The 18,027-nt window shown below is 59.3% G+C and carries 17 protein-coding genes; 7 read left to right on the top strand and 10 right to left on the bottom strand.

The features are described 5' to 3' along the window. Positions 1-15 precede the first annotated feature (15 nt). From ACOYXE_RS29035 to ACOYXE_RS29055, 5 genes are all read right to left on the bottom strand, one after another. Positions 16-1,362 (bottom strand): imelysin family protein, encoded by a 1,347-nt coding sequence (locus ACOYXE_RS29035; RefSeq protein WP_405122976.1) that lies wholly within the window; start codon positions 1,360-1,362, stop codon positions 16-18. Between the two features lie 229 nt (positions 1,363-1,591). After that, positions 1,592-3,643: a putative bifunctional diguanylate cyclase/phosphodiesterase gene (locus ACOYXE_RS29040; protein WP_077574345.1), complete on the bottom strand. Its 2,052-nt coding sequence runs from the start codon at positions 3,641-3,643 to the stop codon at positions 1,592-1,594. Between the two features lie 331 nt (positions 3,644-3,974). Beyond that, positions 3,975-4,571, bottom strand: a complete 597-nt coding sequence (locus ACOYXE_RS29045) for a superoxide dismutase (protein ID WP_007918933.1) — start codon at positions 4,569-4,571, stop codon at positions 3,975-3,977. Positions 4,572-4,916: 345 nt separating this feature from the next. Beyond that, positions 4,917-5,519 carry a LysE/ArgO family amino acid transporter gene (locus tag ACOYXE_RS29050; RefSeq protein ID WP_460927210.1) on the bottom strand — a complete coding sequence of 201 codons (603 nt, stop codon included), beginning with the start codon at positions 5,517-5,519 and terminating at the stop codon, positions 4,917-4,919. A 5-nt stretch (positions 5,520-5,524) separates the two neighbouring features. Further along, positions 5,525-5,926 carry an ACT domain-containing protein gene (locus tag ACOYXE_RS29055; RefSeq protein ID WP_460927212.1) on the bottom strand — a complete coding sequence of 134 codons (402 nt, stop codon included), beginning with the start codon at positions 5,924-5,926 and terminating at the stop codon, positions 5,525-5,527. Between the two features lie 96 nt (positions 5,927-6,022). Between ACOYXE_RS29055 and ACOYXE_RS29060 the strand changes: the two genes are divergently transcribed. From ACOYXE_RS29060 to ACOYXE_RS29075, 4 genes are all read left to right on the top strand, one after another. Next, positions 6,023-6,922: a LysR family transcriptional regulator ArgP gene (locus ACOYXE_RS29060; protein ID WP_460927214.1), complete on the top strand. Its 900-nt coding sequence runs from the start codon at positions 6,023-6,025 to the stop codon at positions 6,920-6,922. 97 nt (positions 6,923-7,019) lie between these two features. Continuing rightward, on the top strand, positions 7,020-8,012 hold the full coding sequence (locus ACOYXE_RS29065; protein ID WP_160059219.1) for an NAD-dependent epimerase/dehydratase family protein: 993 nt from the start codon (positions 7,020-7,022) through the stop codon (positions 8,010-8,012). 116 nt (positions 8,013-8,128) lie between these two features. After that, positions 8,129-8,983, top strand: coding sequence for an ATPase (locus tag ACOYXE_RS29070; RefSeq protein ID WP_093430545.1), 855 nt, complete (start codon positions 8,129-8,131; stop codon positions 8,981-8,983). Positions 8,984-9,096: 113 nt separating this feature from the next. Continuing rightward, entirely contained in the window at positions 9,097-9,945 is an 849-nt protein-coding gene (locus ACOYXE_RS29075; RefSeq protein WP_160059218.1) for a cache domain-containing protein, read from the top strand. An 85-nt stretch (positions 9,946-10,030) separates the two neighbouring features. Here the strand turns inward: ACOYXE_RS29075 and ACOYXE_RS29080 are convergent, their stop codons facing one another. Both ACOYXE_RS29080 and pobA read right to left on the bottom strand, forming a co-directional pair. Further along, the gene (locus tag ACOYXE_RS29080; RefSeq protein WP_160059216.1) at positions 10,031-11,548 is read right to left on the bottom strand and encodes an MDR family MFS transporter; all 1,518 of its coding nucleotides are present in this window, start codon (positions 11,546-11,548) and stop codon (positions 10,031-10,033) included. A gap of 79 nt (positions 11,549-11,627) precedes the next feature. Then, complete coding sequence (gene pobA / locus ACOYXE_RS29085) at positions 11,628-12,812, bottom strand: 4-hydroxybenzoate 3-monooxygenase (protein WP_405124185.1); 1,185 nt, start codon at positions 12,810-12,812, stop codon at positions 11,628-11,630. 186 nt (positions 12,813-12,998) lie between these two features. Between pobA and ACOYXE_RS29090 the strand changes: the two genes are divergently transcribed. Further along, positions 12,999-13,883 carry a helix-turn-helix domain-containing protein gene (locus tag ACOYXE_RS29090; protein ID WP_160059214.1) on the top strand — a complete coding sequence of 295 codons (885 nt, stop codon included), beginning with the start codon at positions 12,999-13,001 and terminating at the stop codon, positions 13,881-13,883. A gap of 76 nt (positions 13,884-13,959) precedes the next feature. On the opposite strand, the gene ACOYXE_RS29095 is transcribed toward ACOYXE_RS29090, so the two are convergent. Both ACOYXE_RS29095 and ACOYXE_RS29100 read right to left on the bottom strand, forming a co-directional pair. After that, positions 13,960-14,136 carry a hypothetical protein gene (locus tag ACOYXE_RS29095; RefSeq protein WP_008085463.1) on the bottom strand — a complete coding sequence of 59 codons (177 nt, stop codon included), beginning with the start codon at positions 14,134-14,136 and terminating at the stop codon, positions 13,960-13,962. 107 nt (positions 14,137-14,243) lie between these two features. Further along, complete coding sequence (locus ACOYXE_RS29100) at positions 14,244-15,176, bottom strand: LysR family transcriptional regulator (protein ID WP_460927218.1); 933 nt, start codon at positions 15,174-15,176, stop codon at positions 14,244-14,246. 114 nt (positions 15,177-15,290) lie between these two features. On the opposite strand from ACOYXE_RS29100, the gene ACOYXE_RS29105 reads away from it, so the two are divergent. Then, positions 15,291-16,169: an MBL fold metallo-hydrolase gene (locus ACOYXE_RS29105; protein WP_460927220.1), complete on the top strand. Its 879-nt coding sequence runs from the start codon at positions 15,291-15,293 to the stop codon at positions 16,167-16,169. Between the two features lie 46 nt (positions 16,170-16,215). After that, on the top strand, positions 16,216-16,830 hold the full coding sequence (locus ACOYXE_RS29110; protein ID WP_460927222.1) for an NAD(P)-dependent oxidoreductase: 615 nt from the start codon (positions 16,216-16,218) through the stop codon (positions 16,828-16,830). A gap of 196 nt (positions 16,831-17,026) precedes the next feature. Here the strand turns inward: ACOYXE_RS29110 and ACOYXE_RS29115 are convergent, their stop codons facing one another. Continuing rightward, on the bottom strand, positions 17,027-17,908 hold the full coding sequence (locus ACOYXE_RS29115) for a LysR substrate-binding domain-containing protein (protein ID WP_160059210.1): 882 nt from the start codon (positions 17,906-17,908) through the stop codon (positions 17,027-17,029). Between the last annotated feature and the right edge of the window lie 119 nt (positions 17,909-18,027).

Consider the following 18,027-nt stretch of genomic DNA (forward strand, 5'->3'; position numbering starts at 1 on the left):
CGCAGACGCGGTTGATCAGAACTCGTGATCAGCGTTGTCCGGGTTCAGATCACTGATGCCCAGTTTGCCGGCAGCGGCTTCGATCGAACCGGTCTGCTTGACCAGCGAGGCGATGGCGTCGCGAACGATCTGGTTGCCAGCGGTGTTGCCCGCCGCGATCAACTGGTCGTAGTGCTCACCCTTGTTGGCGTGATCAACCATGACCTGGATCTTGGCTTCAGTTGCAGCCAGATCGGCTTTCAGTGCGGTGTCGGCAGCCGGGTCAGCCTTGGCCACCAGCGACGACAGGCTGGCGCCGGTCATTTTGCTGCCGTCAACACGGGTGTACTCGCCCAGGTAAACGTTTCGAATGCCTTTGGCATCGTAGAAGTGCGAGTTGTGCGTGTTGTCGCTGAAGCAGTCCTGCTCGTCTTCAGGGGAGTTGGCTTCCAGGGAAACCTTCATGCGCTCGCCCGCCAGTTCGCCCAGCGACAGGCTGCCCATGCCGAAGAGCATTTTGCGCAGACCGGTTTCGCCCGGCTCGGCTTCCAGAGTGGCGCGGTAGTTGTCAGCCACGTTCGGCTTCCAGTTGCCGACCATTTCTTCGAGGTCGCTGACCAGCAGTTGGGTCACGGATTTCAGGTAGGCACGACGACGATCGTTGTGACCGCCAGTGGCGCCGGCGCCTTCCAGGTAGTCGGAGGCCGGACGGTTGCCAGCGCCAGGGCCGGTGCCGTTCAGATCCTGGCCCCAGAGCAGGAATTCGATCGCGTGGTAGCCGGTGGCGACGTTGGCTTCGGAACCGCCCAGCTCGTTGAGGCTGGCGAGTTTTTCCGCGGTGATGTCTTTGACGTCGACCTTGTCTTCGCCGACCTGAACTTCGCTGTTGGCGATGATGTTGGCGGTGGCGCCCGGGTTACCCAGTGCGTGCTCGTAGGATTTGTCGACGTAGTCGATCAGACCCTCGTCCAGTGGCCAGGCGTTAACCTGACCTTCCCAATCGTCGATGATGGTGTTGCCGAAGCGGAACACTTCACTCTGCAGGTACGGAACGCGCGCGGCGACCCAGGCGGCCTTGGCGGCTTTCAGGGTGTCGGCGTTCGGCTTGGCGAGGAAAGCGTCGACGGCGGTCTGCAGGGTTTTCGCGGTGGATTCGGCATCGCTGTAAACGGCGAAGACCATGTCGGCGTAGTGCGCGACCACAGCCTTGGCGGCGGCTTCGTCGACTTTACCGGCAGCGGCAGGAGCAGCCGCAGGTGCGGCGGTGCTGGCGGCTGGCGTCGGTGCGGCCGGAGCGGCGGCCTTGTCTTTGCCTTCGCCGCAACCGGCGAGGGAAATAGCGATGGCCAGCAGACTGGCGGTAGCCAGAGGCATACGAATCATGGCGAACATCCTGCTTCGATAGTTGAGTGGACTCGCGCTGGGGGGGCGCAAAACTGCGACATAATGCAAATCTTTCGCATTATGTGTAAAGGGTTGTGGCTGGAAATATTTCTTATTTACGTCGGTGTGATGGCACAGATCAAAAGATCGCAGCCACGTTGCACTCGACAGGTCCTACAGGGGAATGCGATTCATGTAGGAGCTGCCGCAGGCTGCGATCTTTTGACTTTTAGAGAATGGCCGCGTTAGTGCGTTGTGCCTGTTTGAGATAGGCGCCCAGTTCCCGGGCCGGCAGCGGCTTGCTGTAGTGGTAGCCCTGACCTTCGTGGCAGCCTTCGGAAATGATGTAGCTTTCCTGCTCGGCGGTTTCCACGCCCTCGGCGATCACCTGCATGCCGAGGCTCTTGCCCAGTTGAATGATCGCGCGAACGATGGTCGCATCGTCGTCGTCATCGAGCAGATCCTGGACGAAGCTCTTGTCGATCTTGATCTTGTCCAGCGGCAGGCTTTTCAGATAGCTCAGTGACGAATACCCGGTGCCGAAGTCATCGATGGCGATCAGCGCGCCGGAGCGGCGCAGGCTGAGCAAGTGCTGCGCGGCGGTGCTGATGTCCTCCATCAGGCCGGTTTCGGTGACTTCCAGTTCCAGGCTGCGCGGCGGCAGGCGGTACATCTGCAGCAGGTTATTGACCACGCGCGGCAATTCGGCGTGGTGCAACTGCACCGTTGACAGGTTGACCGCCATACGCAGGTCGGCGAAACCCATATCGTGCCATTCGCGCAATTGCTTGCAGGCCTGATCGAGCACCCATTCGCCAATGGCGATGATCGTGCCGTTCTGCTCGGCCAGCGGAATGAACAGGTCCGGCGGCACCAGACCGTGTTCCGGATGCTGCCAGCGAATCAGCGCTTCGACGCCGACCACGCGGTGATCGCGATAGCTGATCTGCGGTTGATAGACGAGGTAGAACTGATCGCGCAACAGCGCATCACGCAGGTCTTTTTCCAGTTCACGACGACGGCGCATCTCGCTGTCGACACTGGCGATGTAGAACTGATAACGGTTGCGCGAGCGGGTCTTGGCCAGGGTCATGGTCTGCTCGGCTTTTTGCAACAGCTTTTCGGTGCTGTCGCCGTCCTCCGGGAACAGGGTGATGCCGATGGTCGCGCGCAGGCGGATTTCCTGATGGTCGAGGGCGAACGCCGCCTCCAGATCATCAAGGATGCTTTGCGCCAGTTCTGCCGCTTCATAAGGCTGCTCGATGTCAGCCTGGACCAGGGCGAACTGATCGCCACCCAAACGGGCGAGGGCGCCGAGGCGGCCGCTGTGGGCACGCAAGCGATCGGCCAGAGCCAGCAACAATTGGTCGCCGGTCTGGTAGCTGAATTGCTCGTTGATGCCTTTGAAATCATCCAGTCCCACGCACAACACCGCGACCCGGCGTTGCAGCTTGCCGGCGTCGACCAGAATCTTGTCCAGTTGCTGCTGTAATTGCTGGCGGTTCGGCAGGCCGGTGAGGAAGTCGTACTGGGCCATTCGCAACAAGCTGTTTTCGGCTTCGTGGCGCAGATGGGTGTTGCGCTCGATCGACTCAAGTAACTGATTGGCGGTGTTGATCCAGATTCCCAGTTCGTTTTTTTCGTGGCCCTTGAGCTGCGGAATCTTGTGCTCGCTGGGGCGATCCGGGTTGATCTCGGTGAGGTGTTCGATGATCCGCGACAACGGTTTGGTCAGCAGCCAGTGATAAACCAGATACAGCACCAGACCCATGGCCAGTGCGCGCAAAACCCCGGAAATGAAGATGATCACCGAACTGACGATAAAGCCCTCGCCATAAGTGGCGGTATCGAGGGTGATGCTCAGATCGCCGTAATACTCGCTGTACGGCCCACGTCCCACCAATTGCGTGGTGAAGGTGCGTTCCTGGCCGAGGATCAGGTCAGTCAGCCAGCGGCTGTTGGACTGCTGCAGGTCGCGGGATTTCTGCGCGAGCATGGCTTCGTTGGGATGGCCGATTGAGGCCTGGCGCACGGCATCGTCCTGGAACAGGCCTTCGATCACCTGCATGCCCATCTCCCTGTCGAGGCTGTAGACAGCCTGGGTCGAGGGATCGCGGAACATGTCGAGGATTCGTTCGGCGTCGCCGGCAACAGCCTGGCGGGTTTTGTAGGCATCGAAAACGATCTGCGCGCAGCTCAAGACTACGCCTACGATCAATGCCGACAGGAGCACGACCCGGAGCAACTTCACCGACAAGCTGTTCTTGAGTTCCAGCTTCAAAGGTTTATTCCTTGTTCCGTGCGGGTAGCGTCAAGTTGCCATGAGTATTGGCAATCCCGTGTTGGCAGTCAAAGGGACAATCAGACCGGGGATGATTTGCCCGTGGCCTTGGCCGAAATGCTGCTGATTGGAGTATTAGCCCTATTTGTACTGTGTCGGTAGTTTCGGCCTTCAACTTGAGCGGTTCGCAGCATTTTTTCGTCTTTTTGATGGTAGCCCGCTGTGGCACGGCAGCAAGCAGCGGTAGACGGCTTTCAGGGTGAGAAAAACGCTATTTAAACGCAGGCATAAAAAACCCGGCAAAAGCCGGGTTTTTTGACTGGCGCGCAGCTTAAGCGGTGAAGGTTTTGCCTTCGAACTGCTCAGCAACGAACTTCCAGTTGACCAGGTTCCAGAACGCTTCGACATACTTAGGACGAACGTTGCGGTAGTCGATGTAGTAAGCGTGTTCCCAGACGTCGCAGGTCAGCAGCGGGGTGTCGCCGCTGGTCAGCGGGTTGCCGGCGCCGATGGTGCTGGCCAGGGCCAGGGAACCGTCAGCCTTTTTCACCAGCCAGCCCCAGCCGGAACCGAAGGTGCCGATCGAGGTTTTGCTGAACTCTTCCTTGAACTTGTCGAACGAACCGAAGGCTGCGTTGATGGCTTCAGCCAGCGCGCCGGTTGGTTGACCGCCGGCGTTTGGCGCCAGGCAGTTCCAGTAGAAAGTGTGGTTCCAGACCTGAGCGGCGTTGTTGAAGATACCGCCCGAGGAAGTCTTGACGATTTCTTCCAGGGTCTTGCCTTCGAACTCGGTGCCTGGCACCAGGTTGTTCAGGTTCACGACATAGGTGTTGTGGTGCTTGTCGTGGTGGTATTCCAGGGTTTCCTTGGAAATGTGCGGCTGCAGGGCATCGTGTGCGTAAGGCAGCGGCGGCAATTCGAAAGCCATGATGATTCTCCTAATCAGGTCTGTTGCGGTGAGCGCAAGGCCGATCACGGGCGGCCAGAAATGCACCGGCGAGTTTTTACTCTTTGCGGCGCAGGGTTTCGATCATAGCACCGGGGTTGCGGCATAACCACGCAACAACTGTGTGGGATAGAGGTTCAAGGGGATGCCCTCACTAAATGACGGATCGCGTTGGAGCTGTGATCGTGCCAAGCAAGGCGCGGGACGAAGAGGATGCTTTTTGCCTCTTGGAGTCCCGCAACGCCGCTTGGCACGATCACAGCTCCAACCCGAAGGGCCGCCGCCCCGTCATTTAGTGAGGGCATCCCCTTAGCTGTTTGGAATAAATCAGCTGGCGAAAATCAATTGCCCGGCCACGGTAAACATCATCAACGCCACCACCAGATCGAGAATCCGCCAAGTGCTCGGACGCGCCAGCCATGGCGCCAACCACGCAGCGCCCAATGCCAACGTGAAAAACCACAGCAACGAAGCGCTCGCCGCGCCCACTACATAAGCGCCCGGCACCGATTGCTGCGCGCCGAGAGAGCCGATCAGCAACACCGTATCCAGATAAACGTGCGGATTGAGCAGCGTCACCGCCAAAGCGCTGAGCATCACCGCCCGCAGTGAGCGCACAGTCTGGTTCTCGCCCTGACCCAGGCTCTGTTTCGAACAGGCCCGGCGCAGCGCCTGGCCGCCGTACCAGATCAGAAACGTCGCGCCGCCCCAACGGGCAATCGCCAGCAGCGTCGGGTTCTGCGCCAGAATCGTCGCCAGCCCGAATACCCCGGCCGCCACCAGCAGGGCATCGCACACCACGCACAGCGCCGCCACCGGCAGGTGATGTTCACGACGCAGGCTCTGCGCCAATACAAACGCGTTCTGCGTGCCGATCGCCATGATCAGTCCGAACGCCACCAGCAGGCCGTTCACATAGCTTTGCCACATAAGATTCACTCCCCGTTGGCTGCGAGATCGCGCAGCACTTGCATGGCGTGTTCGGCGTCGGCCTGACCGACGAACAAATGGTCGTGGTAATAGCCGGCAATCACGTTGCAACTGATCCCGGCTTTACCCAATGCCGTGGCAAACGCGGCGGTGAGGCCCACCGCTTCCAGCGCCGAGTGCACATTCAAGGTGATCCACGCGGCGACATAGTCGAAGCTGAAACCGGCCTGTTCGGCATGGGAGCGTTCAAGAATCACCGTCAAACCTTCCTGTTCGCGGAAGCTGCCGACAATCTCCAGACCGCTTGGAAGCAGACCGTCGCGCAGGGTGCAGAACACGTATTCGCCGACGTTGAGTTGCGGGCTCATGCTGCGCAACAAAGTCGTGAGTGAAGTTTCGCCAGCCATGAAAGTGATCCTTGAGAAAGAGTGCTTGCTGGCTATTCTCCGGTCGAAACCTGTATAAGAAAAACCAATATTGCTGATCGCTCATTAGGAAAACTGATGTTCGACTATAAATTGCTGTCCGCTCTGGCCGCTGTGGTCGAGCAGGCCGGTTTCGAACGGGCCGCGCAGGTGCTCGGCTTGTCGCAATCGGCGATTTCGCAGCGGATCAAACTGCTCGAAGCGCGGGTTGGCCAACCGGTGCTGATTCGCGGCACACCACCGGCACCGACGGAAATAGGCCGGCGCCTGCTCAACCATGTGCAGCAGGTGCGTTTGCTTGAGCGCGACTTGCAAACCCTTGTGCCCGCGCTGGACGAAGAGGGCCTGCCGGAACGTCTGCGCATCGCCTTGAATGCCGACAGCCTCGCCACCTGGTGGGCTGAAGCTGTAGGCGATTTCTGTGCTGAACAACATTTGCTGCTCGATCTGATTGTCGAAGATCAGACGGTCGGCCTCAAACGCATGCGCGCCGGCGAAGTGGCCGCGTGCCTTTGCGCCAGCGAACGACCGGTGGCCGGCGCGCGCAGTGTGTTGCTCGGGGCGATGCGTTATCGCGCGCTGGCCAGCCCTGCGTTCATTGAGCGGCATTTCCCCGACGGCGTACGCGCAGAGCAATTGCCGCGCACCCCGGCGCTAGTGTTCGGCCCGGATGATTTCCTCCAGCATCGCTATCTCGCCTCGCTGGGTGTCGATGGTGGATTCGAACACCACTTATGCCCGTCCTCGGAGGGTTTTATCCGCCTCACCGAAGCCGGACTCGGCTGGGGCCTGGTGCCGGAACTGCAAGTGCGCGATCAACTGCAACGCGGGTTATTGCGGGAACTGTTGCCAGATAAACCGATCGACGTGCCGTTGTACTGGCATCATTGGCGCAATGGCGGTCAGTTGCTGGGCTTGCTGACCGAGCAATTGGTGCGTTCATCGGCGCAATGGCTGGTGCCTTTAAAACAGCCATGAGCGTCAAGCTGCAAGCGGCAAGTCAAGCGCTGCGCACCGTTTTAAACTTGCAGCTAGAGGCTTGATGCTCGCAGCTGCTTTTTTGTTGGAGTTTTGCATGAAAATTCTGGTCACCGGCGCAAGCGGCTTCATTGGCGGGCGCTTTGCGCGTTTCGCCCTGGAGCAGGGCCTGGACGTGCGGGTCAACGGTCGCCGGGCCGAGAGCGTCGAACATCTGGTGCGCCGTGGTGCCGAGTTTGTCCCCGGCGATCTGACCGATCCCGACCTGGTACGCGAACTGTGTTCCGACGTCGAAGCCGTGGTGCACTGCGCTGGGGCTGTCGGGCTGTGGGGCCGATATCAGGACTTTCACCAAGGCAACGTACAGGTCACCGAAAACGTCGTCGAAGCCTGCCTGAAGCAGCGCGTCCGGCGATTGGTGCATCTGTCGTCGCCGTCGATCTACTTCGATGGCCGTGATCACCTCAATCTGACCGAAGAGCAAGTGCCCAAGCGCTTCAAACATCACTACGCCGCGACCAAGTACCTGGCCGAGCAAAAGGTCTTCGGCGCGCAGGAATTCGGCCTCGAAACCATCGCCCTGCGCCCGCGTTTCGTCACCGGCGCCGGCGACATGAGCATCTTCCCGCGCCTGCTTAACATGCAGCGCAAGGGCCGGCTGGCGATCATCGGCAATGGCCTGAACAAGGTCGATTTCACCAGTGTGCAGAACCTCAACGAAGCAATGCTCAGCAGCTTGCTGGCCGCCGGTTCCGCGCTGGGCAAGGCCTACAACATCAGCAATGGCACACCGGTACCGTTGTGGGATGTGGTCAATTACGTGATGCGCAAGATGGAAGTGCCGCAGGTCACCAAGTACCGTTCGTATGGTCTGGCCTACAGCGTTGCGGCGCTCAACGAAGGGGCGTGCAAGCTCTGGCCCGGGCGTCCGGAGCCAACCCTGTCGCGTCTGGGCATGCAGGTAATGAAAAAAAATTTCACCCTCGACATCAGCCGCGCCCGGCATTATCTGGACTACGATCCGAAAGTCAGCCTGTGGTCGGCGCTGGATGAGTTCTGCGCGTGGTGGAAAGCTCAGGACATCCGTTGAAACGATTCGGCCGGGCGGCAATGAACCGTGTAGCCGCTTGGGGGTCAATCCCTGCGGCTGCGGCGGTTATACTTCGCAGCATTTAGCCATCACCGCGTTTCACAAAGGTTGCCTCAATGTCCATGCGTAATGATGCCCACGACGATTTCGATGATGTCCCGAGCTTGCGTGCCGACACCTTCGACGACGATGACATTCCGACCACCGCCCGCACCTCCGTACACTCGCGCACGCCGCCGGTGGTCAAGGTCAAAGCCGCGAGCACCGGGCCATTGTGGGCCTTGGTCGGTGCGCTGTTCTTCGCCTTCGTCGGTCTGGCCTGGTGGAGTTTCCAGCAGATCTCGTTGATGGAGCAGCAACTGGTCGCGACTCAGGAAAGCTTCGCGCGAATCAGCGAAGAAGCGGCCGGACGCCTGCAGGACATTTCCGGCAAGGTCGTCGCCAGTCAGTCCAACGTCACCAGTGACAGCGAGGCCCTGAAGCTGCAAATCAAACAGCTCGAAGGCAAGCTGCTCGATCAGAGCAAACAGCAGCAAGGCGTAGCAGGGCAGGCCAGTGATCTGGACAAGCGACTGGCGCAGATGACTGCGCAGACCACCGAACAGCAGAACGCCAATACCCAGTTGCAGGCGCAGGTCAAAGCCTTGACTGCGGAATTGGCGACGGTGAAAAGCACGCCGGCCGACACCAGCAAGGTCGACGCGCAGTTGAAAGCATTCGATGCGCAGTTCAAAAGCCTCGGCGCTGATATCGCTGCACTGAAAAAGCAGGGCAATCCGAGCGCGGCGATCGATCGTCTCGAACAGGAAATCGTTGTACTCAAAAGCGAGCAGGACAACCGCCCGGCGGCTCCTCAGGGTGGCGGCAATACCGCTGAGTTCGATGCCTTCCGTGGGCAGATGACCCGCAACATCAACACCCTTCAGGCGCAGATTCAGAATTTGCAGCAGCAGATCAATTCCCGCCCATAAGCTTTGTTGATCAGTGCAGGGGATTCTGTAATCCCCTGCATCATTCTGAATACTCGTACATCACCCCAAGCCGTCTACGCTCTTGAAACACCAACAAGAACGAGGGATGCGCTATGGGGTTTTTGCATAAAGTGGCCTGGCTCGGCGTGATGTTACTGGCCGGTTTCGGCCAGGCCAGCGCCGCCACGACCGCCAAGGATGACAGCCAGGCCGCCATCGCCTTGCTGGAAAAAGCCTTGGCCTATTACCACGACAACGGTGACAAGGCGTTCGCCGCGTTCAGCCGCCAGGGCGAGTTCGTCGACAAGGATCGCTATGTGTTCGTGGTCGATACCAAAGGCGTGATGCTCGCCAGCGGCGGGCCTTCCTCGGCTTTGATCGGCCGTGATGTCAGTGAGGTGCTCGGCCCTGATTTGCAGAAAACCTTCAAGGACGCTTTGAAAGTGCCGGAAGGCAATGGCATCCAGCAGGCTGAATACCGTTGGCAGAACTGGTCCGATGGCAAGGTCGAGCGCAAGCATGTGTATTACCAGCGCATCGGCCAGCGGATTCTGGCGGTCGGTTATTACTTGCCGCGAGCCTCGGCGGAGCAGGCCAAGGCATTGCTCGACAAAGCGGCGACTGATCTGGGCAAAGACGAGAAAGCCACACTGACTGCGATCAATTCGCTCAAGGGCGGTTACTTACAGGATGACTTGTACGTGTTTGTGGTCGACCTGAACACCCAGCGTTACGTTGCCCACGGCACCAATCTGCGCTTGATCAACACCGACTTCGGTAAGGTCAAGGATCCGGAAGGCAAACCGGTGGGCGAGCCGATTCTGGCGCTGATCGGCAAGCAGGATGAGGGCGAATATGAATATCGCTGGAAAAACCCGGTGACCGGCAAGGTCGAGGACAAGCATGCTTACCTGAAGAAGGCCGGGCATTTCCTCGTTGCGGTGGGTTACTACAGCCCATGAAGATCAAAAGATCGCAGCCTTCGGCAGCTCCTACAGGGTTATGCATGCGCATGTAGGAGTTGCCGAAGGCTGCGATCTTTTGCGGTTATTTGGCGCCGTGCTCGCGCCCGCGCAGCAGGTTGTTAGGCATCGCAATCGCCGCTGCCAACCCGAGCAACGATACCGCCGCACTCACCCACAACAGATGCCGGAACGTCACCAGCAACTCCGCACGCAAGGCGTTCTGCGCATCACCCGGCGCGGCGTTCAGACCATCCAGCAAGACGTTACCCGAATGACCTTCGCTCATCAGCGAACTGCTGGCCAGATGGGCGAAACTTGAATCCTGCAGCAACGCCAGTAACAGCGCCGACATCAACGCCACACCCACTGCGCCGCCCAGAGAGCGAAACAGGTTGGTAGTGCTGGTCGCTACACCGATGTCGCGTTGTTCCACCGAATTCTGGGTGCCGACCAACGAGGTTGGAAACTGCATGCCGCTGGAAATACCGCAGAGCAGCATGAACAGACCACTGACCAGCGTCGCCTCGGGCGGGCTGGACGCCATACCGAGAATCGCGATCGGCATCAGCAGAGCGCCGGTCAGAATCTGTGGTTTGTAACGCCCGGTGATCGACGTACGTCGGCCAGCGAAAAATGCACCAATCGGCAGTCCCATCGCCAACGGCAGCAAGTGCAGGGCGGCGCTGTCAGCACCGGCACCGGTGACGGTCTGAAAGCGCAGCGGCATCAGCACAATCAGCGAAATCGCCTGGAAACTGGTGAAGAAAATCGTGCACCAGCACAGCAGGGCGTTGCGGTTGGCGAACAGGTGCATCGGCAGCAATGGCTCACGGGCACGCCGCTCGTGCCAGACAAACAGCGCCAGCACCACCACCGCACAAGCGAACAAACCGAGCACTTCAGCGCTGCGCCACGAATGACCCTGACCAACCTGAGTAATGCCCAGCAGCAGGGCAGTGAGGCCGATGATCATCAACAACGTACCGAGGTAGTCGATGATCGGTTTGCGCTGCGGAATCGGCAGCCCGCGCAGATTGCGTCGCGCCACCCAATACGCGCCAAGTCCCAGCGGCAGGTTGATCAGAAATACCCAGCGCCAAGACAGATATTCGGTCATGTACCCGCCAAGCACCGGACCGGCAACGCTGGCCACGGCGTACATGCTGCTGAAGTAACCCTGATAACGCCCGCGTTCACGCGGCGGCACGATGTCGCCGATGATCGCCTGACTCACCGAAATCATCCCGCCGGCGCCGATGCCCTGAAGGATCCGCGCCAGCACCAGTTGCTCCATGCTTTGTGCCATGCCGCAAAACAGGGAGGCGAGGGTGAACACGCCCATGCCGAACAGCATCAATTTGCGCCGCCCGTACAAGTCGCCGAGCTTGCCGTAGATCGGCACCGCCACGGTCATCGCGACCATGTACCCGGAAATTACCCAGGCCAGCAGGCTTACGTCCTTGAACTGCGCAGAAATGGCCGGCATCGACACGGCGACGATGGTCTGGTCGAGCGCGCCGAGAAAGATCGCCATCATCAGCGCGACCAGCACGCTGCGAATGGCCGGTTTGGGCGTTTCAGGCTGATTGAGATTGGTCACGGGCAAAACCTGCGGGCAGTGAGAGTCCCGCAGATCGTCAGGCGAGCGGGGATGCTCGCCAGTGTAAGTCGGTAGCAGGCTATTCGATAGCCTCGTACGGAAGTCCGACGTAATTTTCTGCAATGGTTTTTCGCCCTGCTTCTGAACTGACAAAGTAGTCCAGTTCCGAAGCGCTGATGCGCTGGCTGAAGTCATCGTGATCATCGAAGCGGTGCAGCATGGAAGTCATCCACCAGGAAAAGCGCTCGGCCTTCCATACTCGGCGCAGGCAGATTTCCGAGTATTTCTCCAGCAGATCGGTGCGATCGTCGCGGTAAACCTTCAGCAGAATATTGAACAGCGTGCTGACGTCACTTGCCGCCAGGTTCAAACCCTTGGCGCCAGTGGGCGGGACGATATGTGCCGCGTCGCCGATCAGAAACATCCGCCCGTACTGCATCGGCTCAACGACAAAACTGCGCAGCGGCGCGATGCTTTTTTCAATCGACGGGCCGGTGACCAGTTTTTCGGCAAGCTCCACTGGCAGGCGTTTTTTCAATTCATCCCAAAAGCGCTGATCGCTCCAGGCATCGACGTTTTCATCCGCCGGCACTTGCAGGTAATAACGTGTGCGGGTGGCCGAGCGCATGCTGCACAGGGCAAAGCCGCGTTCATGACGGGCGTAGACCAACTCCTCATGCACCGGCGGCGTGTCGGCGAGAATTCCCAGCCAGCCAAACGGATAAACCCGCTCGAACACTTTCAGGCTATCGGCCGGAATCGATTGGCGAGCGACGCCGTGGAAACCGTCGCAACCGGCGATGTAATCGCAATCGACGCGAAAGGTTTCGCCGTCCTTTTCGAAGGTGACAAAAGCTTCGTCGCTTTTCATGCCATGAGGAACGACATCGCGTGCCTGGTAAATCGTCAGCGCGCCAGTCTCCCGACGAGCGGCCATCAGGTCACGAGTCACTTCAGTCTGACCGTAGATCATCACCGTCTTGCCGCCAGTCAGCGCGTGCAGATCGATGTGCACCTGACGCCCGTCCAGGGCCAGATCGAAACCGCCATGCACCAGCCCTTCGGCGTCCATGCGCCGACTCACGCCAGCCTGACGCAACAGCTCTACCATGCCTTGTTCAAGCACACCGGCGCGGATACGGCCGAGGACATAATCGGGAGTCTGGCGTTCGAGGATGAGGGTATCGATGCCGGCGTTGTGCAACAACTGGCCGAGGAGCAATCCGGACGGACCGGCGCCAATAATGGCGACTTGGGTTTTCAGCGTTTTCATTGTTTTTATGACTCGCAAGCTTCACGCGGCCAAGACCGGTGAATGATTTTTATGGATCGAGTGCTTGCATTTTTCCCTTGCGGGTCTGTCAATTGAAGGTGAAAACTGAGCCGATACCTGTACATTCTGCCAATCGGTGCGATTATCGCCCACAACCCCGAGGCCTGGATTGAAGTGATGAACAAGCCTGAGCTGCCTTCGATTCCAGTGTTCAAGCTCTACGGTGAAAGCCTGGACTGGCCGACCCCTGACTTGCTGCACTGTGAAACCATTTCCTCCCGCAGTCGCGAACATGAGTGGGAAATCAAACCCCACCGCCATGCTGATTTGTGCCAATTACTCTTCGTCTTCAAAGGTCAGGCAGAGCTTGAGATCGAAGGGCAACGCACGCAACTCCAGACCCCGGCGATTCAGGTGCTGCCACCGTTGTCGGTGCACGGCTTTCGTTTTTCCGAAGACGTCGAAGGGTTCATCGTTACCCTCGCCACACCGCTGATCAACCACTTGCAGGCGCAACTGGGCGATTCGGTACATGCGCTGGCCAGCGCGGAAAACTACCCGGCAGGCAACGACGGCGATTACCTCAACAGCCTTTTTTCGGCGTTGCAGGCTGAATACAACGGTCATCAACCTGCGCGGGAAATGCTCATGCATTCGCTGGTCAGCGTGATCATGGTCTGGGTCAGCCGTCAGGCGATCGTGCGGCACAAAGCCAGTCAGCGGCCGCAACGTCAGCGCGAATACCTCAACGGTTTTATTCAGTTGGTCGAGGAGACTTACCGCCAGCACGTCAAGGTCGAAGACCTGGCCCATCGCTTGGGCATTTCGGTGTCGCACCTCAACGGCACGTGCCGTGAGCTGGCAGGACAACCGGCGTTGCAGATCATGCATGAACGGCAGTTGCTGGAGGCCAAGCGCTTGCTGACGTACACCAGCATGACGATTTACGAGATGTCGGAGTTGTTGGGGTTTTCCGACCCGACCAACTTCACGCGGCTGTTTCGGCGTAGGGTGGGGATATCGCCAAAGGCTTTCCGCGACAGCCTGAAGGCCGAGCAATAACCCTCTAAGCGCTGCGGTCTACTGTGGGAGCGAGCAGGCTCGCTCCCACACAGAATCGCATTCCAGCCCAGATGATTCAGCGCAATGCGTTCAGCGTTGCATTGTGCGGAATACAGCGCTCGAAGTTGCAGCTCGCATACTCGCGCGGCAGCTGTCGCAGCTGTTCGACCCGCCAGGCAGCGGTGCCGTACAGCGCCAGCGTGGCGGCGCAGGTGATGAAAATCGCGAAGTACCTTCTTGTTTTGATGTTCATGGCGTAGACCTCTGAACGACATACCCTGCGGTATTACTTTCAGCATAGGTCAGGTAAGGGCAGCTGCAAGCTTGGAGCGGCAAGCGTCAAGATGAATTACGGTGCAGCTAGCTCGCAGCTTGTGGCTTGACGCTTGACGCTGCTTCATCCCATTCGGGATTTTCGGGAAATCTGAGCACCAGGAAATCCAGCATGCTGCGCAGCGCTGCCGGCATGTGTTTGCGCGAGGCGTACACCGCGTAGATGTTCATTTGTCGTGGTTCGGCATGGGGCAGCAGGCGGACCAGTTCACCGCTGTGAATATGCACACCGGCCTGATAGGTCGGCAGCATCGCCACCCCGGCGCCGGCCAGCGTCACGCGCAACAATGTGCTGGCTTCATTGGCGCTGATGTTGCCCTGCACCGGCACCGAAACCGGTTCGCCATCCTCTTCGAAATGCCACAGGCTCTTGCCGAAATACGAGTGCGTCAGGCAGTTGTGTCGGCTCAGTTCCTCGACCCGCAACGGCGCCGGCTGTTCTTGCAGATAAGCCGGCGCGGCACACACCACCGAACGACAAACGGTCAGACGTCGGGCGATCAGATTCGGGTCGAGATCGTTACTGGTGCGAATCGCCAGATCGATACGCTCATCGACCAGATTCACCGTGCGATCGAGCATTTGCAGATCGATGCTCACACCGGGATAGCGTTTGACGTAAGCGGCCATCGCATCAGCCAGTTGCGCCTGCCCGAACGAGGTGCTGACGCTGATTCGCAGCAAGCCGCGCGGTGCATCGTGGGGTTCGCTGACCGCCGCCTGCATGTCCGTCGACAGTTCGAGCATCTGCCGACAGCGCGGCAGGATTTCGCTGCCGGCGGCGGTCAGGCTCAATTTGCGCGTGGTGCGGTGCATCAGGCGGGCGCCGACCCAATCCTCCAGCTCCGCCAGATAACGTGAAACCACCGGTCGCGAAAGGTCCAGATGATCAGCCGCAGCCGACTGACTGCCCAGATCCACCACCGTGACAAACACCCGCATTGCTTGGAGACGATCCATGATTTGCCCGCTTTCAGAAACAAACTATGTTCAAGCATCGCATTTTTTGTACTGAGTCAGGCAACTAAGCTCTGTCCCATCGCCAAACACGGCATTCGGACACCGGAGCAACAGATGATCGGCTTCACCACACTCAAACGCTTTCTGCTCGCCACCGCTTCCCTGGGTTTCGCCGCGCATGCAGCGGCGGCCAACCTCACCCTCGACGTCTATAACCCAGGGACAAAGGCGATTTTCCCGGTGACCTCGGTGCTGGTCAGCGGCGAGAAAGACGCGATCCTCGTTGATGCGCAATTCGGCAAATCCCAGGCAGAACAAGTCGTGGAAAAGATCCGCGCCAGCGGCAAGCACCTGACCACCATTTACATCAGCCACGGTGACCCGGATTACTACTTCGGCCTCGACACCCTGACTCAGGCGTTCCCCGACGCCAAGGTGCTGGCTTCGCAACCGACCGTCGATCACATCAACAAAACCTTCGCCGGCAAACTGGCCTTCTGGGGCCCGAAAATGGGCGCTGACGTTCCGGCGAAAACCATCGTGCCGGGTGTGCTCAAGGGCGACAACCTGATGCTCGAAGGGCAGAAATTGCAGGTTGTCGGCCTGGACGGCAAACAACCGGATCGCAGTTTTGTGTGGATTCCGTCACTCAAGGCCGTGGTCGGTGGTGTGGTTGTCGCCGAGAACATCCATGTGTGGATGGCTGACACCCAGACCGCACAATCTCATGCCGACTGGCTGGAAACCCTGCACTCGATCGAAACCCTCAAGCCGAACACCGTGGTGCCAGGTCACTACTTGGGCGACAGCAGCCGTTCGCTGGCCAGCGTGAAATTCACCGCCGACTACATTAAGGCTTTCGACGCGGAAACCGCCAAGGCCAAAGACTCCACCGCACTGATCGCCGCGATGAAAAAGCGCTACCCGAAGCTCGGCGAAGAAAGCTCGCTGGAGCTGAGCGCGAAAGTCGCCAAGGGCGAAATGCAGTGGTAAGCCGATTTACGAAACCGCAGCACTCTCAAGCCAACTGGAGAATGTCATGAGCAAGATCGCAATCATTGGTGCCACCGGCCGTGCCGGTAGCCAACTGCTGGAAGAAGCCCTGCGTCGCGGCCATAGCGTTACCGCTATCGCCCGCGACACCTCGAAGATCGGCGCCCGTGCTGGTGTGCTCAGCAAGAATGTCGATGTGCTGGATTCGGCTGCGCTGCAAGACGCAGTGGCCGGTCACGATGTGGTGATCACCGCCGCGCATTTCGCCACAGTGCCAGCGGCGGCGATTGTCGGGCCAGTGAAGCAGGCGGGTGTGAAGCGTTTGCTGGTGGTCGGCGGTGCCGGTTCGTTGTTGCTGCCGGACGATACGCGAGTGATCGACAGCGCGGGTTTCCCGGCAGAGTACAAAGCTGAAGCCAGTGCCGGTGCGGCGTTTCTTGAGGCGTTGCGTCAGGAGCAGGATCTGGACTGGACCTTCCTGTCGCCGTCGGCAGAGTTTGTTGAAGGTGAGCGCACGGGTAGTTTCCGTGTCGACCAGGATCATTTGCTGGTGAGTGCCGAGGGGCGTAGCTGGATTACCTTTGCTGACTACGCGATTGCGCTGATCGACGAAGTGGAAACTCCGAAGCATTCGCGTCAGCGGTTTACTGTCGGGTATTGAGTGAAACCTCGCCCCTCACCCCAGCCCTCTCCCGAAGGAGAGGGAGCCGACCGAGTTGTCTGGCGTTGTACATCGACCTGAGTGATCGAGTCGATTATGGATTCGGTACAGCATTTTCAGGTCGGTGTATTTCTTCAGCAACCCACAATCAGTCCCCTCTCCCTCTGGGAGAGGGTTAGGGTGAGGGAAAAAAGCCTCACCGCCAATGCGCCTGCTCAACCAACCAGATCATCAATTCTTCCAGCTGCGGCGAAGGCTCGGTTCCCGTAGGCACCACCATGTAATACGCCAGCCCCGTCTTCACCTTCAAATCAAACGGCATCACCAGCCGCCCCGCGCGCAAGTCATCACCAATCAACGACCAATCGCCGATCGCCACCCCCGTCCCGTGCGACGCCATCGACATCGCCTGATCCAGCGTTTCGAAATGCTGGCCGCTGCCGATGTTGTTCAGCCGCAGCTCAGCCGCGTTCAGCCACACCGACCAATCCTGAATATCGTGAGTGGGGTGCAGCAGCAGATGCTGTTGCAGATCCGCTGGTGAATTCAACGCAGGCGAACCTTTGAGCAAAGCCGGTGAACAGACCGGCGTCAGTTGCTCATCAAACAGGTGCAAGGCGCCCGGGGAGTTATCCGGTGGCGGGCCGTAGATCACCGCTGCATCAAATTGCTCGCGCTGAAAGTCCACGCCGTGTTGCAGCGAGGCGGTGAGTTTTACCGGCACGTCCGGACGTTCTTTCTGCCATTGCAGCAAGCGCGGCAGCAGCCAGCGCATCACGCAGCTCGGCGCTTTGAGTTGCAGGGTTTCGCGCTGCAGGCCGATTTGCTCGGTGGCTTCGCTGATCAGGCCGAAGACTTTTTCCACACGGGGTAGCCATTCACGTCCTTCGGCGGTCAGCGCCAGGCCACGGGCCAGGCGGATAAACAGCGGATAACCGAGATGCGCTTCCAGCCCGGCGATCTGCCGGCTCACTGCGCCCTGGGTGATGTGCAACTGCTCGGCGGCGCGGGTGAAGTTGCAGCACTGCGCGGTAATCAGAAACGTGTGCAGAGCGGGCAGGGGAGGCAGGCGTTTCATGGGGATCCAAGGTATGACGTGAGGACATGGCTAGTATGACTTTTAATCGATTGTTGCCGCTACCTGCCGACCGTTCCAATGAAGCCATGAAGGGCTCTTTGTAGGAGTGAGCCTGCTCG

The organism is Pseudomonas sp. MC6, from assembly GCF_054790575.1.

Coding starts and splice junctions, on each gene's coding strand:
- ACOYXE_RS29035 (WP_405122976.1), bottom strand. CDS start 1,362: ATGATTCGTATGCCTCTGGCTACCGCCAGTCTGCTGGCCATCGCTATT.
- ACOYXE_RS29045 (WP_007918933.1), bottom strand. CDS start 4,571: ATGGCTTTCGAATTGCCGCCGCTGCCTTACGCACACGATGCCCTGCAG.
- ACOYXE_RS29050 (WP_460927210.1), bottom strand. CDS start 5,519: ATGTGGCAAAGCTATGTGAACGGCCTGCTGGTGGCGTTCGGACTGATC.
- ACOYXE_RS29055 (WP_460927212.1), bottom strand. CDS start 5,926: ATGGCTGGCGAAACTTCACTCACGACTTTGTTGCGCAGCATGAGCCCG.
- ACOYXE_RS29060 (WP_460927214.1), top strand. CDS start 6,023: ATGTTCGACTATAAATTGCTGTCCGCTCTGGCCGCTGTGGTCGAGCAG.
- ACOYXE_RS29065 (WP_160059219.1), top strand. CDS start 7,020: ATGAAAATTCTGGTCACCGGCGCAAGCGGCTTCATTGGCGGGCGCTTT.
- ACOYXE_RS29070 (WP_093430545.1), top strand. CDS start 8,129: ATGTCCATGCGTAATGATGCCCACGACGATTTCGATGATGTCCCGAGC.
- ACOYXE_RS29075 (WP_160059218.1), top strand. CDS start 9,097: ATGGGGTTTTTGCATAAAGTGGCCTGGCTCGGCGTGATGTTACTGGCC.
- ACOYXE_RS29090 (WP_160059214.1), top strand. CDS start 12,999: ATGAACAAGCCTGAGCTGCCTTCGATTCCAGTGTTCAAGCTCTACGGT.
- ACOYXE_RS29095 (WP_008085463.1), bottom strand. CDS start 14,136: ATGAACATCAAAACAAGAAGGTACTTCGCGATTTTCATCACCTGCGCC.
- ACOYXE_RS29100 (WP_460927218.1), bottom strand. CDS start 15,176: ATGGATCGTCTCCAAGCAATGCGGGTGTTTGTCACGGTGGTGGATCTG.
- ACOYXE_RS29105 (WP_460927220.1), top strand. CDS start 15,291: ATGATCGGCTTCACCACACTCAAACGCTTTCTGCTCGCCACCGCTTCC.
- ACOYXE_RS29110 (WP_460927222.1), top strand. CDS start 16,216: ATGAGCAAGATCGCAATCATTGGTGCCACCGGCCGTGCCGGTAGCCAA.
- ACOYXE_RS29115 (WP_160059210.1), bottom strand. CDS start 17,908: ATGAAACGCCTGCCTCCCCTGCCCGCTCTGCACACGTTTCTGATTACC.